We start from the raw sequence: 15,106 nt of genomic DNA on the forward strand, positions 1-15,106 counted from the left end.
CCGTGGAGGCCCCGCATGCAGGCATGGCAAGTGCACGAGCTCGGCGAGCCGGGCGAGGTGATGCGCCTCGCGGAAGTGGTGCGGCCGGTGCCCGGTGACGGGCAGGTCCTGCTGAAGGTGCGTGCCGCCAACGTCAACTTCCCGGACGCGCTGATGTGCCGGGGCCAGTACCAGGTCAGGCCGCCGCTGCCGTTCACCCCGGGGGTGGAGGTCTGCGGCGAGACCGAGGACGGGCGCCGGGTGATCGCCAACCCCGCGCTGCCCCACGGCGGCTTCGCCGAGTACGCCGTCGCGGACGCCGCCGCGCTGCTGCCCGCGCCGGACGCGCTGGACGACGCCGAGGCCGCCGCCCTGCACATCGGCTACCAGACCGGCTGGTTCGGCCTGCACCGCAGGGCCCGCCTGGAGGCCGGCGAGACCCTGCTCGTCCACGCCGCCGCGGGAGGGGTCGGCAGCGCGGCCGTGCAGCTCGGCAAGGCGGCGGGCGCCACCGTCATCGGTGTGGTCGGTGGCGCCGCGAAGGCGTCCGTCGCCCGTGAACTGGGCTGCGACGTGGTGATCGACCGGCGCGAGCAGGACGTCGTCGCCGCGGTCAAGGAGGCCACCGGCGGCCGGGGCGCCGACGTGGTCTACGACCCCGTCGGCGGCCCGGCCTACGCCCAGTCCGCCAAGGCCGTCGCCTTCGAGGGCCGGATCGTCGTCGTCGGCTTCGCGAGCGGAACCATCCCGAGCCCCGCCCTGAACCACGCCCTCGTCAAGAACTACGCGATCCTCGGCCTGCACTGGGGCCTGTACAACACCAAGAACCCCAAGCTGGTCCAGCACTGCCACGAACAGCTCACCGAACTCGCCGCGCGGGGCGCGATCAAGCCGCTGGTGAGCGAGCGCGTGCCGCTCGCCGGGGCCGCCGACGCCGTGCAGCGGGTCGCGGACGGTGCCACCACCGGGCGCGTCGCCGTGCTGCCCTCGCCGGAGAACGGAGCCGCCGCATGACCGACGCCGCCGAACTGCGCCGCCGCACCCGGGAGTTCCTGGCCGCGCATCCCCCCGCCGGCACGGAGCGCCTGGACTTCCTGCGCGCCCGCTTCGACGCCGGGCTCGCCTGGGTGCACTTCCCCGAGGGGCTCGGCGGACTCGGTCTCCCGCGCTCGCTCCAGGCCGTCGTGGACGCCGAACTGGAGGCCGCCGGGGCGCCCGACAACGACCCGCGCCGCATCGGCATCGGCCTGGGCATGGCCGCGCCGACGATCCTGCAGTACGGCACCGAGGAACAGAAGCGGCGCTTCCTGAGGCCCCTGTGGACCGGCGAGGAGGTCTGGTGCCAGCTCTTCAGCGAGCCGGGCGCCGGATCGGACCTGGCCGCCCTCGGTACGCGCGCCGTCCGTGAGGGCGAGGACTGGGTGGTCGACGGGCAGAAGGTGTGGACGTCCAGCGCCCACCTCGCCCGCTGGGCCATCCTCATCGCCCGCACCGACCCGGACGTGCCCAAGCACCGGGGCATCACGTACTTCGTGTGCGACATGACCGACCCCGGTGTCGAGGTGCGGCCACTGCGCCAGATCACCGGCGAGGCCGAGTTCAACGAGGTCTTCCTCACCGGCGTCCGCATCCCCGACGCCCACCGCCTCGGCGAGGTCGGCGACGGCTGGCGGGTCGCGCAGACCACCCTGAACAACGAACGCGTCGCCATCGGCGGCATGCGGCTGCCCCGTGAAGGCGGCATGATCGGGCCGGTCTCGAAGACCTGGCGCGACCGGCCCGAACTGCGCACCCACGACCTGCACCAGCGGCTGCTGAAGCTCTGGGTCGACGCGGAGGTCGCCCGGCTCACCGGCGAACGCCTGCGCCAGCAGCTCGTCGCCGGGCAACCGGGCCCCGAGGGCGCCGGCATGAAGCTCGCCTTCGCCCGCCTCAACCAGGAGATCAGCGGCCTGGAAGTGGAACTGCGCGGCGAAGAGGGCCTGTTGTACGACGACTGGACCATGCGCCGGCCCGAACTGGTCGACTTCACCGGGCGCGACGCCGGCTACCGGTACCTCCGCTCCAAGGGCAACAGCATCGAGGGCGGGACCAGCGAGGTCCTGCTGAACATCGTCGCCGAGCGCGTGCTGGGCCTGCCGGCCGAGCCGCGCACCGACAAGGACGTCGCGTGGAAGGACCTGGCCCGATGAGCACACAGCCCGACCTGCTGTACTCGGAGGAGGAAGAGGCGCTGCGCGCCGCCGTCCGGGACCTGCTCACCGACCACTGCGACGCGGCGGGCGTGATCGCCCGTACCGAGTCGGACGCCCCGCACGACATCGCGCTGTGGAAGGCGCTCGCCGGCGGAATGGGTCTCGCGGGCCTGCTGATCCCGGAGGAGCTGGACGGGCAGGGCGCCACGCATCGGGAAGCCGCCGTCGTGCTGGAGGAGCTGGGACGGGCGGTCGCGCCCGTCCCGTATCTGACCAGCGCGGTCGTCGCCACCGAGGCCGTGCTGGAGTGCGGGGCCGACGACCTGCTGTCCCAGCTGGCGTCCGCCACGGTGATCGGGGCGCTCGCCGTCGCCCTGAACGTCCCGGCCGGCGGCGCCCACAAGGCCGTACGGCTCGAGAACGGCGGCCTGCACGGCGAGCTGACCGGCATCGCGGACGCCGCCGTCGCCGATGTGCTGCTGGTGCCCGCCGACGACGGCGGTCTGTACGCGGTCGACGCCGCCGCCGTCACGGTCGTCCCCCAGGTCTCCCTGGACCTGACCCGGCCGGTGGCGACGGTCGTCCTCGACGGCGCCCCGGGGCGCCGGCTGGGCGACGCGGAGCCCGCGGTACGCCGCGCCCTGCGGGCCGGTGCCGGACTGCTCGCCTCCGAACAACTCGGCTCCGCTGACTGGTCGTTGACGGAGACCGTCCGCCACCTGAAGGACCGCACGCAGTTCAACCGCCCCGTCGGCGGCTTCCAGGCGCTCAAGCACCGGCTCGCCCAGCTGTGGCTGGAGGTCGTCAGTCTCCGCGCGGCCGCCCGCAACGCCGCCGACGCGCTCGCCACCGGCGAGGACGCCGACGTGGCGGTCACCGTCGCCCAGGCCTATGCCGCGCCCGTCGCGGTCCGGGCCGCCGAGGAGGCGCTGCAACTGCACGGCGGCATCGGCATGACCTGGGAACACCCGGTGCACCTCCACCTCAAGCGGGCCAAGGCCGACTCGATCGCCTACGGCACGGCGGGCGCCCACCGCGAGGCACTGGCGGAACTGGTCGACCTGAGAGCGCCCTGACCGGCCGGACAACGGGAGAAGCCCGTCCCCCTGGGGGCGGGCTTCTCCGTGCGCCCGGCCCGGTGAAGTGAACGACCGACGGCGGATCGGCCAACTCCCCGCACGGCCGTGCCCCTTGGGCACCTGCGGACCTCATACTCACTGAGGTCCCGTACGGTCCCTCCAGGAAGGCAGCGCATGGCCCTCACCACCCGTCGCAGAGCCCTCACCACCCTCGGCGCCGCCCTCGCCGGCTCGGTCGCCCTCCCCGCGACCCAGGCACTGGCCGGTGAACAGCGGCGCCGCCCGAGCCCGTTGTGGCGAGCCCACGCCCACAACGACTACGAGCACCCCCGCCCCCTCCTCGACGCACTCGACCACCGCTTCGGCAGCGTCGAGGCCGACATCTACCTGGTCGGCGGCCAACTCCTGGTCGCTCACGACCCCGAGGACCTCGACCCGTCCCGCACCCTGGAGTCCCTCTACCTCGACCCGCTCACCGCCCGGGTCCGCGCCCACCGCGGCTCGGTGTACCGCGGACAGCGCAGGCCGCTCCAGCTGCTGATCGACATCAAGACCGAGGGCGCCTCCACCTATCTCGAACTCGACCGCCATCTGCGCCGCTACCGGCACCTGTTCACCACCTGTGCCCACGGCAGGGTGCTGCCCGGACCGGTCACCGCCGTCGTCTCCGGCGACCGCGCGGCCCGTGCCCCCATGGAGGCCCAGAGGGTCCGCCGTGCCTTCTACGATGGCCGGCTCACCGACCTCGGCAGCACCGCACCGGCCTCCTTCGTCCCGCTGATCAGTGACAACTGGACGCTCAACTTCACCTGGCGGGGCGTCGGCGCCTTCCCCGACGCCGAGCGCCGGAAACTGCGCGACATCGTGGGCACCGCCCACGCGCGCGGGCAGCGGGTGCGGTTCTGGGCCACCCCCGACCTGCCGGGCCCCGCCCGCGACGCGCTCTGGGGCGAACTGGTGGCGGCGGACGTCGACCACCTCAACACGGACGACCTCGCGGGCCTGGAATCCTTCCTCGACGCCCACCGGAGGGCGTGACACCACACGTTCGGAGGATAGGTCAGCCGCCCGGATGAACCCTCCGCTACGCCACACTTGCGGCCGAACGCCGCGAAAAGGATGTGGCGGAGGAGGTTGACGATGGCCATTTCCATCTCTGTGGTGCTGCTGCTCTCGGTCCTTGCGGTGATCTTCCTGCGCAACGGCGGGCTGAAGATCTCCCACGCGCTGGTCTGTCTGCTGCTCGGGTTCTACCTGGCCAGCACGAGCATCGCGCCCACGATCCACAGCGGCCTCACGGCGACCGCCGACATCGTCGGCGGTCTGCGGCCGTGAGGCCACCGTGCCGGGCGCGGTTCAGCGGTCGGTGACCGCGTCCCGCGGCAGCACGGTGACGCGGTGGAAGTTGCACCCCGCCGGTGCCGGCAGCGCGGACGGAGATCTGTTCTGGTGCGCCTTGAGGGCGACGCTCACCAGACTCAGCAGCAGGTCCACATCCGTGGCGCAGTCCAGATGCACCGTCACCCAGTCCGAATTCGGGACCACTTGTATCGCGCTCGACCCGCCCAGGTCGTAGTGGAAGCGCTGGATGGCGCGACGGGTGAGGTGGAGGTCCACGTCCCGCGCGGAGTGGAAGTGGACGATCTCCGCACGGGCGGTGCGGAGCGCCTGCCCCGTGCCGCAACCGGCCGGACAGGCCGTGAGATCGGACCAGGTGAGCAGTCGCTCCATGGCTCGCTGCGCCGGTGTCATGCCCTCATCGTTGCCTGCTCAACGTCCGGACACCAGAAGTTGGGCGATTCGTAATCGAGCGGTGAGGTTGCGAGGCCGCCGGAACACCGGTGGGAAACTGACATACGATCATGTCATGGCAGCTGACGAGCTCATGACCTGGCACGGTGTTCCCGTCCTCGTGTGCGACCGGGACGGCCGGAAGCTGAGCGGCGGTGACACCGCCCTCGATCTGATCGGCGATGCCATGGGCTGTCAGGCGGAGGTGGTGGCCGTCCCCGTCGACCGGGTGGCCGACGAGTTCTTCGCCCTGCGCTCGGGCGTCGCCGGGGACGTGGTGCAGAAGTTCGTCACCTACCGGGTCCGCCTGGTGATCGTCGGCGACATCGCCTCCCACGTGGCGGAAAGCGACGCCCTGCGCGACTTCGTGCGGGAGGCGAACCGCGGCACCCAGATGTGGTTCGTCGCCGACCGCGCGGAACTCGAGCGGAGGCTCGCGCGCGGGTAGCCCGCGTGTCCCGGGGGCGCGTCAGGACCGTTCGGCCACCACCGCCGGGTCGTCCAGGACTCCCCGCACCACCGAGTGCGCCGCGCCCAGCAGCGGGCCCTCGGGCCCCAGCGGGGACACGGAGACGGGACAGGCCGGCCCCGCGGTACGGCGGGCCAGCTCGGAGCGGAGCGACGGCAGCAGCCAGGGCGCGAGCCCGGACAGGGCCCCGCCCAGCACCACGCTCTCGGGGTCCAGCAGATTGACCGCCCCGGTCAGGGCGATCCCGAGCGCCGTTCCCGCGTCCTCCAGGGCGCGTCGTACGTCCGCGTCGCCCTGCGCGGCGCGGCCCGCGAGGAGGCCGACGCGGTCCTCGCCCGGCTCCAGTCCGGCCGCGCGCAGCACCGCCTCCTCGCCGGCGTACTGCTCCAGGCAGCCCCTCCCGCCGCAGGCGCACTCCGGTCCGTCGGGCCGTACCGGTACGTGGCCCAGCTCGCCCGCGAAGCCGCGGTTACCGTGCAGCAGCCGTCCGTCCACGACGACCGCGGCACCGATGCCGATCTCGGCGGACACATGGAGGAAGTCGCGCGGGGTGTCCTCGCCGAGCCACAGTTCGGCCAGCGCGCCGAAGTTGGCCTCGTTGGCCACGGTGAGCGGCAGGTCCGCCGGGAGCAGGTCGCCGAGGTCGGTGTCGAGCCAGCCGAGGTTCGGGGCGCGTACGACGGTCCGGGCGTCGCGGGCGACCAGGCCCGGCACGGCCACGGCGAGCCCCGCCGGCCACAGGCCCTCGCCCTCCGCCTCGGCGGCGACCCGCTCTATCAGCCCGGTGAGTTCCCCGAGCACCGGCCCGGGGGAGCGGTCCCGGTTCGGGACGTGCCGCACCGCCCGTGACCGGACCCGTCCGCGCAGGTCGACCGCGCAGACCGCGAGATGGTCGACGCCGATCTCGGCTCCGATGCCCGCGGGGCCGCGTCCGCTGACGGCCAGCGCCGAGCCGGGACGGCCCACGCGTCCGGGCCGCTCGGGGCCCAGTTCCTCCAGCAGGCCCGAGCGGATGAGCTCGTCGACCAGCGTGGACACCGCCGCGCGGGTCAGGCCGATGCGGGAGGCGACGGCGGCCCGGGACAGCGGCCCCTCGGCGCTCACGGTGTGCATCACACGGGACAGGTTGCGGCGGCGCATGCCCTGCTGGGTGTCGGGCAACGCGCGCCCCGGACCGGCCGGGCGGGTCTTGTGCGGCGGTGCGCTCATTCCTCCGTCGTTCCTCGGTCTCTGCGGTCGTCGGTGTACGGACGGTCGCTCCGGCCTGCCGGCCTGTGCCTGCCGGCCGGTGCCGGGGCGGCAGGCGCGGACGGCCGGTGCCGTGCCGGTGGGCGCCGGCGGTCGGTGCCCACCGGCGGGCGCCGTCAGCCGGTGGCCGTGCCGCGGTCCAGCAGCGGGGCCGCGTCGGAGAGTACCCCGGCCAGCCTGGCCAGCGTCTCCTCGTCCCGCTCCACGGCCTCCAGCACCGGGCCCGCCGCCGTGTCCCAGCGCCGGGCGACCGCCGCCGGGTCCTCCCCGGTGAGCAGTCCGGCCGCCTGCGCCGCCGCACCGAGCGCGACCAGCTCCTTGGCCCGGGGCACCTGGACGGACCGCCCCGACAGCCGCCGTACGGTCTGCTGCCAGGCCGTGCCCCGGGCGCCGCCGCCGATCAGCAGCAGGGGCGCCGACGGGTCGGCGTCCTCGTCGAGGACCAGGTCCAGCGCGGCCAGCAGGGAGTACACGGCACCGTCGTAGGCGGCCTGGAGCAGCTGACCGCCGGTGGTGTCGTGGCGCAGCCCGTGCAGCAGGCCGGAGGAGTGGGGGAGGTTCGGGGTGCGCTCACCGTCCAGGAAGGGCAGCAGCGTGACGCCGCGCCCGGGTTCGACGGCCTCGCGGTCCAGGTTCAGCAGCGCCGCGACCCGGTCCACGGCCAGCGTGCAGTTGAGTGTGCAGGCCAGCGGCAGCCAGTCGCCGCGCGCGTCGGCGAACCCCGCCACCGTGCCGGTCGGGTCGGCCGGCCTGCGCCGCGTCACCGCGTACACGGTGCCCGAGGTGCCGAGGCTCATCACCGGCGTGCCGGGACGCACCCCGAGGCCCAGTGCGGCGGCGGCGTTGTCACCGGTGCCGCACGCCACCAGGGTGCCCTTGGAGAACGGCAGGTCGTGGCCGTCGCGCACGGTCCCGGCGACCTCACCGGGACGCACCACGCGGGGCAGCAGCGCCGGGTCGAGCCCCACGTGCGCGAGGATCTCCTCGTCGTACGCCTCCGTCCCCGACGCCCACCAGCCGGTGCCGGAGGCGTCGCCGCGGTCGGTGGTGCCCTGCCCGGTGAGCCGCTCGGTGAGGTAGTCGTGGGGGAGACGGACCGCCTTGGTGGCGCGCACCGCGTCCGGCTCGTGCTCCGCCAGCCAGGCCCACTTGGTGACCGTGAAGGAGGCGGCCGGCACGCTTCCGGTGCGCTCGGCCCAGAACTTCGCGCCGCCCAGCTCCTCGATCAGCCGGCGGCCCTGCGGCGCGGAACGCACGTCGTTCCACAGCAGCGCCGGGCGGACCGGCTCCCCGCGCCCGTCCAGGGTGACCAGGCCGTGCTGCTGTCCGCCGATCGACACCGCGGCGGCCTCGTGCGCCGCCTCGCCGCACTGGCGCAGCGCCTCGGACAGGGCGTCCCACCACTGGCGCGGGTCGCTCTCCCGGCCCGCCCCCGAGGTCACCGTGTGCGGTGCCTGGCCGCTCGCGACGACCCGGCCGGTGGCCACGTCGACGACCAGCGCCTTGGTGGACTGGGTGGATGTGTCCACGCCGACGACGAGCGGACCCTCGGCTGCTGACATCGGTCTCTCCCTCTTCTGCGACCCACCTTCCGCGACTCGGCGGGGTGTGTCTCTTCCCAGAAATGTTCCTGCATACTAATTTGTAAACCGCCATGACGAAATAGTCTCAGCGAGCAAGGAGCCGCGGCATGAACTACCAGCCCACCCCCGAGGACAAGTTCACCTTCGGACTGTGGACCGTCGGCTGGCAGGGACGGGACCCCTTCGGCGACGCCACGCGGCGCGCCCTCGACCCGGTCGAGACGGTGCGGCGCCTGTCCGAGCTGGGCGCCCACGGCGTCACGTTCCACGACGACGACCTGATCCCCTTCGGCTCGAGCGACAGCGAGCGCGAGGAGCACATCAAGCGGTTCCGTCAGGCGCTGGACGACACCGGCATGAAGGTGCCGATGGCCACCACCAACCTGTTCACCCACCCGGTGTTCAAGGACGGCGGCTTCACCGCCAACGACCGCGACGTGCGCCGCTACGCCCTGCGCAAGACCATCCGCAACATCGACCTCGCGGTCGAGCTCGGCGCCGAGACGTACGTGGCCTGGGGCGGCCGTGAGGGCGCCGAGTCCGGCGGCGCCAAGGACGTGCGGGACGCCCTCGACCGCATGAAGGAGGCCTTCGACCTGCTCGGCGAGTACGTCACCGCCCAGGGCTACGACATCCGCTTCGCCATCGAGCCCAAGCCGAACGAGCCGCGCGGCGACATCCTGCTCCCCACCGTCGGCCACGCCCTGGCGTTCATCGAGCGCCTGGAGCGCCCGGAGCTGTACGGCGTCAACCCGGAGGTCGGCCACGAGCAGATGGCCGGGCTGAACTTCCCGCACGGCATCGCGCAGGCGCTGTGGGCGGGCAAGCTCTTCCACATCGACCTCAACGGCCAGAACGGCATCAAGTACGACCAGGACCTCCGCTTCGGCGCGGGTGACCTGCGCGCGGCGTTCTGGCTGGTGGACCTGCTGGAGTCGGCCGGGTACGAGGGTCCGCGGCACTTCGACTTCAAGCCGCCGCGGACCGAGGACTTCGACGGCGTGTGGGCGTCGGCGGCCGGCTGCATGCGCAACTACCTGATCCTCAAGGAGCGCGCGGCCGCGTTCCGCGCCGACCCGGAGGTGCAGGAGGCGCTCAGCGCGGCCCGGCTGGACCAGCTGGCCCAGCCCACGGCGGCCGACGGCCTCCAGGCCCTGCTCGACGACCGGTCCGCCTTCGAGGACTTCGACGTCGACGAGGCCGCCGCGCGGGGCATGGCCTTCGAGCGCCTCGACCAGCTGGCGATGGACCACCTGCTGGGCGCCCGGGGCTGAGCCCCGACCGCGAGGGCGTGGCCGTCCCGTCCCTGCCACGGGACGGCCACGCCCTCGCACACGCGTCCGGGACGACCGCGCCTCCACGCGTGGCGCGCACCCGGCCGTCGCGCGTCCGGGCCGGCTCGGTACGCGCCCCCGCGCGGATGCGCCCCCGCGCCGTATGACCGTGTGGCGCACGCGCGTGGTGCGGGTCGGGCCCGCCGCGGGGACGGTGCTGTTCAGGACGTGCGCTCCGCGTGGGGTACGTCGTCATCATGGCGCCCGTGCCCTGAGTCCGTATCAACTTCCGCGCGGCCCCCTCGCGCGGGCCCCGGGTTCGCGGCGACCCTGGTGTGTATGGCCATGCCACCCGTACCGCCCAGGCCGCCGGACGACACCCCGCCTCCGGGCGGCGGCAGCTTCGGACCGCCCGCGAACGGCGGCGCGCCGCCACCCCGTCCTCCCGGGCCGCCCGGCGGACGCAGGGCCGTGCTCCTCCTGCTCGCCGTCGTCGTCGCCATCACGGCCGTGTCCCTCGTCGTGCTGATGACCAGGGGGGACGACGACTCGCCGGACAAGGAGCCCACCGAGAGCGGCACGGGCACCGGCGGCTCGTCCGATCCGTCGTTCGGCATCCCCTCCGGGCTGCCCAGCGGTCTCCCGAGCCGGCTGCCGTCCGGTTTTCCCACAGAGCTGCCGTCCGGGTTCCCGAGCGGTCTGGAGTCGCTCCTGCCGTCCCTGGGGGACGTGGAGCTGCCCTGACGGCACCGCGCGAGGCGCGGTCACTCTCCGCCGGGCCGTCGCCGGTCCCTGCGGGAACCCCTGCCGGGACCGGGCGGCCGTGTTCCTCGCGGTACGGCCACCGGGGCAGGGCGGGGCCTTGGCGCGGCGACGGTCCCGCCGCGGCTACCTTTCGGGTGCGCGCTCCGCCGAGGCCAGTGCCGTCGCCGGGTCGTGGGCGGAATCCCCTGCCGGGGTCCACCGGCCGCGTTCCTTGCGGTACGGCCACCAGCGCCCCTCCCGGTCCAGGCGCAGCTGGACGGGTGCGCCGGCCACCGTCCACCGGTTGGCCCGGGCCCGGAGCACCGGCCGTTCGTCCTCGTCCCACGCCGAGTCGAGGGCGGCACGCGCGCGTGCCAGCCGTTCGCCGTCCACGGTCCACTCCTCGTCGAGCACGGCCAGGGCCGCCGTACCGCCGTGCCGCCAGGCCCGTACGGCCACGGCCAGCCCTTCCCGGCCGCGCCCGGACCCCTCGGCGAGCCGCTCCGTCACGGTGCGGCCGGGCTCCCCGGCGGCCAACCGCACCGCGTCCCGCGCGACGGCCGGTTCCGGTTCCACGGGCTGCCGTTCGTGCCCGTCCCGGAGCGCTTCCGCCAGCAGCCGGTGGGCCCGTACGGCGGTCCGGGCGGCCAGGAACTCCAGCGCGGGCGGATCGATCCCGGCCGCGGGCTCCGCCTCCGTGTCCAGCGACGGCGGAACACCCGGCTCCGCGAGGAGGACCGGGGCGTCGGGAAGCGACGGCAGGATGTCCCCGGCCGCGTACGCCTCGGCCGCGTCCACGCCCTCCGCATCCCGCGCGGGCCGCCCGGCGGACGCGTCACCGCGCGTCCGGAGCGCGTCCAGCAGGGCGCGTTCGCCCCGTCCCCGCATCAGCAGCAGGACGAACGGGTCCTGGTCCAGCAGCCGGGCCACCTGGTAGCACAGCGCCGCCGTGTGACCGCAGTGGTCCCAGGCCCCGCAGTCGCACTCCGGTTCCAGATCGCCCGGGCCCGGCAGCAGTTCGACGCCGGCCAGCTCCGCGTCCTCGACCAGGTGCGTGGGCATCTCGCGGTCGAGCAGCGCCGCGACATGCCCGGCCCGCTCCACGGTCATGGCCAGGAAACGGTCCCACTGCTCCTCGGACAGCTCCTGCAGCAGCACGTCCGCGCGGTGGGCCGTACGGTCCCGGTCCTGTACGACCGCGGTGATGCGCCCCGGCCGTACGGACACCGCGCCGACCGCGCCCGCGCGGGCGAGCCCGCGGCCCGCCTTGAGCTGCCGGGAGTCCAGCGCCGTACCCTCCAGCGCCGTCAGCCAGGCCCGGCCCCACCAGGTCCCCGCGAAACCACGCCCCCGCGCGGGCGGCAGCGCGGCGAAGACGCGCTCCACGCCGGCCTCGTCACCGTCGTACCGGGTCATCGCAGTCCCCCTCGCAGTTCGACCAGCTCCGCCAGCTCGGCGTCGGTCAGTTCGGTGAGCGCCGCCTCGCCGGAGCCGAGCACCGCGTCGGCCAGCTCGCGCTTGCGCTCCAGCAGCCCGGCGATGCGGTCCTCGACGGTCCCCTCGGCGATGATGCGGTGCACCTGCACCGGCCGGGTCTGGCCGATGCGGTACGCGCGGTCCGTCGCCTGCGCCTCGACGGCGGGGTTCCACCAGCGGTCGTAGTGCACGACGTGCTCCGCGCGGGTGAGGTTCAGCCCCGTGCCCGCCGCCTTCAGCGACAGCAGGAAGACCGGTACCTCGCCGTCCTGGAAGCGGCGCACCATCGCCTCGCGCTCGGCGACCGGCGTGCCGCCGTGCAGGAACTGCGTCGGCACGCCCCGCGCGGCCAGGTGCCGTTCCAGCAGCCGGGCCATCCGCACGTACTGCGTGAACACCAGGACACCGGCCCGCTCGGCGAGGACCGTGTCGAGGAGTTCGTCCAGCAGCTCCAGTTTCCCCGACCGCCCCGCGAGCACCGGCCGTTCCTCCTTGAGGAACTGCGCCGGGTGGTTGCAGATCTGCTTCAGGCCGGTCAGCAGCTTCACGATCAGTCCGCGCCGCGCCATGCTGCCGGCGCCGGCGATCTCGGCCATCGCCTCGCGCACCACGGCCTCGTACAGCGCCGTCTGCTCCTGGGTGAGCGACACGGCGTGATCGGTCTCCGTCTTGGGCGGCAGCTCGGGTGCGATCCCGGGGTCCGACTTGCGGCGGCGCAGCAGGAACGGCCGTACCAGACGGGCCAGCCTCTCCGCCGCGGCGGGATCCCGCCCGCCCTCGACGGCGTCCGCGTACCGCCGCCGGAAGGTGCCGAGCCGGCCCAGCAGGCCGGGAGTCGTCCAGTCGAGGATCGCCCACAGTTCCGACAGGTTGTTCTCCACCGGCGTGCCGGTGAGCGCCACGCGCGCGCGTGCGCCGATGGAACGCAGCCGGCGGGCCGTCGAGGAGTACGGGTTCTTCACGTGCTGGGCCTCGTCGGCGACGACCATGCCCCAGGGGACCCCGGCGAGCCGGGAGGCGTCCAGCCGCATGGTGCCGTACGTGGTGAGCACCACCTCGCCGTCGGCCAGGTCGTCCAGCGCCCGCCGCGCGCCGTGGAAGCGGCGCACCGGGGTGCCGGGCGCGAACCGCTCGATCTCCCGCTGCCAGTTGCCCATCAGGGAGGTCGGGCAGACCACGAGAGTGGGGCCCGCGGAATCCGGATCGGTCTGGCGGTGCAGGTGCAGGGCGATCAGGGTGACGGTCTTGCCGAGCCCCATGTCGTCGGCGAGACAGCAGCCCAGGCCCAGGGAGGTCGTCCGGGCCAGCCAGTTCAGGCCGCGCCGCTGGTAGTCCCGCAGCGTCGCGGCGAGCGCGGCGGGCTGCTCGACGGGCTCCTGCGCCTCGGGGTCCGCGAGCCGGTCCCGCAGGGCCGCCAGCCACCCGGTGGGCCGGACCTCGACGCGGCCGCCGTCGACCTCCACGGAGCCCGTCAGGGCCGCACCGAGCGCGTCGACCGGCGTGATCTTGCGGTCCTGGCGCGCACGGGCTCGGGCCAGTTCCCGCGGGTCGATCAGGACCCACTGGTCGCGCAGCCGCACGAGGGGACGGTTCGCCTCGGCCAGCCGGTCCAGTTCCTCACGCGTGAGCCTCCGGTCGCCCAGGGCGAACCACCAGTCGAAGGCGAGCAGCGCGTCGGCGGACAGGAACGACGGTCCGTCCGCGGACCCGGCCCTTCCGGGACCCGGTCCGTCGTCTCCGGGACCGACCTCCGCGCGGGTGGTGAGTTCGCGGACCAGCTTCTTGGGCCAGTGCACGTCGACGCCCGCACCGGCGAGTGCCCGGCCGCCGTCGCCGAGGAGTTCGGCGATCTCCTCCTCCGCGAGGTCCACCGCGTCCGGCACGGCCGCCGACAGCAAGGGGGTGAGCGGCGCCCAGGCCCGCGCCGCGCGGCGGAGCGCGAGCAGGGCGTCCATGCGCGCGCGGGAGTCGAAGGCCGCGTCACGCGCCCCGGTCCACACCTCGCCGGCGTCCGCGACGAGTGCGGGGTCGTTCACGCCGTGCATCTGGAGGACGGCCCGGAACGACACGTCCGGGGTGCCGGCCGCGTCCGTGAGCCCGCGCACCTCGATCCGCAGCGACAGCCGTACGCCGGCGTCGTGGCCGGCGGCGATGCCGGCGGCCCAGGCCCGCAGCCCGGGCAGCCGTTGCGGTTCCGGTACCGAGAAGGCGGCGGTGCCGGTCGCGAGGCGGGCGGCGGGGGAGCGGGGGAGGGTGTCGGCGACCGCGTCGAGGAAGGCGCGCAGCAGCCGTTCGGGGTCGGGCAGCCGAGGCGGCCCGGTGCCGTCCAGCGGTGTCGCGTGTGCCTCCGGCGGCATCGCGGCGGCGAGCCGGCGGATCGCCTCGACGTCCTGCGCGTCCAGCGGGCCGACGCGCCAGGCGTCGTGGTCGGCGGGGGAGAGGCCGGGCAGCAGCAGACCGCGCGCCACCAGGTGCAGGGCGTGCACGGTGGCGGCTCCCCAGAAGCGGGTGGCCCGGTGCCCGGCGCCACCGGCACGCGCACGCGTGAGGAACGGGAGCGCGTCGCGCACCGGCAGCACGGTGGCGGGCACACGCACCGCCTCGATCCCGTCGTCGCCGGGCACCACGACGGTCAGGTCCCCGGCCGACGCCGCGTCCACGGCCGGGGGAGGCGAGCCGTCGGGCCGCCAGAACGCGACCCGGCCGGTGCGGGCGGGGTCACCCGGTACGAATACGGCCGGACAGCCGGTCAGTGCGGAGTGTGCAGGGTGCGCGGAGTGTGCGGAGGAGGGTGCCGGGGGAGTCGTCTGCGCAACGATGACAGGAGTCCTCAAACTTGACTAGTGAAGCCGGAGTCGCCGAGGGTACAGCACGAGCGGTGCCGACCGGGTATGCCCGAGCTGTGAGTCGAGTCACCATGGAAGCCCGTCGTGGGCCTTCCCGGGCGGGAGGCCCACGACGGGCTCTCGAAGACCTTAGGGGCGCACCTCAGGGACGTCTCAGGGTCGCGGTCCGGAACTGCCGCGGGCGCGGGCCCGTTTTCACGGCAGAGAGAGCGGCAGTGGCCGCGAAGGAGGCGACACTCATGTCGAAGAACGCCAAGATCGCCGCGGGGGGTGTGGCGGCCGGACTGGTCCTGCTCTTCTGGCTGCCCTGGTGGGCCGCGCTTCTGATAGTCCTGGGAGTTCCGGCCGCCGCGTACCTCGCCCTGGACCCCGCACAGCGGCGCAGGCTGCGCCGCGTCTCGCGCAAGGAGCTGGGCCGCTGA

Annotated in this window: 14 protein-coding genes; 9 read left to right on the top strand and 5 right to left on the bottom strand. The window is 74.3% G+C overall.

What is annotated here, in order from left to right; translation table 11 throughout:
* The first annotated feature begins 15 nt into the window (after positions 1–15).
* From AB0A94_RS19455 to AB0A94_RS19475, 5 genes are all read left to right on the top strand, one after another.
* A complete protein-coding gene (locus tag AB0A94_RS19455) occupies positions 16–993 on the top strand; it encodes an NADPH:quinone oxidoreductase family protein (protein ID WP_361745815.1) in 978 nt (325 codons plus the stop codon).
* Positions 990–2,171 carry an acyl-CoA dehydrogenase family protein gene (locus AB0A94_RS19460; RefSeq protein WP_361745817.1) on the top strand — a complete coding sequence of 394 codons (1,182 nt, stop codon included), beginning with the start codon at positions 990–992 and terminating at the stop codon, positions 2,169–2,171. Before AB0A94_RS19455 ends, AB0A94_RS19460 begins: the two co-directional genes overlap by 4 nt.
* The gene (locus tag AB0A94_RS19465; RefSeq protein WP_361745819.1) at positions 2,168–3,250 is read left to right on the top strand and encodes an acyl-CoA dehydrogenase family protein; all 1,083 of its coding nucleotides are present in this window, start codon (positions 2,168–2,170) and stop codon (positions 3,248–3,250) included. The genes AB0A94_RS19460 and AB0A94_RS19465 overlap by 4 nt, the downstream gene beginning before the upstream one ends.
* A gap of 177 nt (positions 3,251–3,427) precedes the next feature.
* Complete coding sequence (locus AB0A94_RS19470) at positions 3,428–4,291, top strand: phosphatidylinositol-specific phospholipase C/glycerophosphodiester phosphodiesterase family protein (protein ID WP_361745821.1); 864 nt, start codon at positions 3,428–3,430, stop codon at positions 4,289–4,291.
* Between the two features lie 102 nt (positions 4,292–4,393).
* A complete protein-coding gene (locus AB0A94_RS19475; RefSeq protein WP_073934709.1) occupies positions 4,394–4,588 on the top strand; it encodes a hypothetical protein in 195 nt (64 codons plus the stop codon).
* Between the two features lie 21 nt (positions 4,589–4,609).
* Here the strand turns inward: AB0A94_RS19475 and AB0A94_RS19480 are convergent, their stop codons facing one another.
* Complete coding sequence (locus AB0A94_RS19480; RefSeq protein WP_217135341.1) at positions 4,610–5,005, bottom strand: luciferase family protein; 396 nt, start codon at positions 5,003–5,005, stop codon at positions 4,610–4,612.
* Positions 5,006–5,120: 115 nt separating this feature from the next.
* Here AB0A94_RS19480 and AB0A94_RS19485 point away from each other — a divergent pair, with 115 nt between their 5' ends.
* Positions 5,121–5,492, top strand: a complete 372-nt coding sequence (locus tag AB0A94_RS19485; protein ID WP_361745824.1) for a DUF4180 domain-containing protein — start codon at positions 5,121–5,123, stop codon at positions 5,490–5,492.
* 21 nt (positions 5,493–5,513) lie between these two features.
* On the opposite strand, the gene AB0A94_RS19490 is transcribed toward AB0A94_RS19485, so the two are convergent.
* Both AB0A94_RS19490 and xylB read right to left on the bottom strand, forming a co-directional pair.
* Complete coding sequence (locus AB0A94_RS19490) at positions 5,514–6,722, bottom strand: ROK family transcriptional regulator (protein ID WP_361745826.1); 1,209 nt, start codon at positions 6,720–6,722, stop codon at positions 5,514–5,516.
* Between the two features lie 155 nt (positions 6,723–6,877).
* On the bottom strand, positions 6,878–8,323 hold the full coding sequence (gene xylB, locus AB0A94_RS19495; RefSeq protein WP_361745828.1) for a xylulokinase: 1,446 nt from the start codon (positions 8,321–8,323) through the stop codon (positions 6,878–6,880).
* A gap of 128 nt (positions 8,324–8,451) precedes the next feature.
* Here xylB and xylA point away from each other — a divergent pair, with 128 nt between their 5' ends.
* Together xylA and AB0A94_RS19505 are read left to right on the top strand one after the other, a co-directional pair.
* Positions 8,452–9,618 (top strand): xylose isomerase, encoded by a 1,167-nt coding sequence (xylA, locus tag AB0A94_RS19500; protein WP_361745829.1) that lies wholly within the window; start codon positions 8,452–8,454, stop codon positions 9,616–9,618.
* A gap of 339 nt (positions 9,619–9,957) precedes the next feature.
* Entirely contained in the window at positions 9,958–10,362 is a 405-nt protein-coding gene (locus AB0A94_RS19505) for a hypothetical protein (RefSeq protein ID WP_361745831.1), read from the top strand.
* A gap of 144 nt (positions 10,363–10,506) precedes the next feature.
* On the opposite strand, the gene AB0A94_RS19510 is transcribed toward AB0A94_RS19505, so the two are convergent.
* Both AB0A94_RS19510 and AB0A94_RS19515 read right to left on the bottom strand, forming a co-directional pair.
* On the bottom strand, positions 10,507–11,778 hold the full coding sequence (locus tag AB0A94_RS19510; RefSeq protein WP_361745833.1) for an SWF or SNF family helicase: 1,272 nt from the start codon (positions 11,776–11,778) through the stop codon (positions 10,507–10,509).
* Positions 11,775–14,591, bottom strand: coding sequence for an SNF2-related protein (locus AB0A94_RS19515; RefSeq protein ID WP_361745889.1), 2,817 nt, complete (start codon positions 14,589–14,591; stop codon positions 11,775–11,777). The genes AB0A94_RS19510 and AB0A94_RS19515 overlap by 4 nt, the downstream gene beginning before the upstream one ends.
* A 332-nt stretch (positions 14,592–14,923) precedes the next feature.
* Between AB0A94_RS19515 and AB0A94_RS19520 the strand changes: the two genes are divergently transcribed.
* On the top strand, positions 14,924–15,106 hold the full coding sequence (locus AB0A94_RS19520; RefSeq protein ID WP_361745835.1) for a hypothetical protein: 183 nt from the start codon (positions 14,924–14,926) through the stop codon (positions 15,104–15,106).

Origin of the sequence: Streptomyces sp. NPDC044984 (genome assembly GCF_040646935.1) — a bacterium.
Classification (GTDB): domain Bacteria; phylum Actinomycetota; class Actinomycetes; order Streptomycetales; family Streptomycetaceae; genus Streptomyces.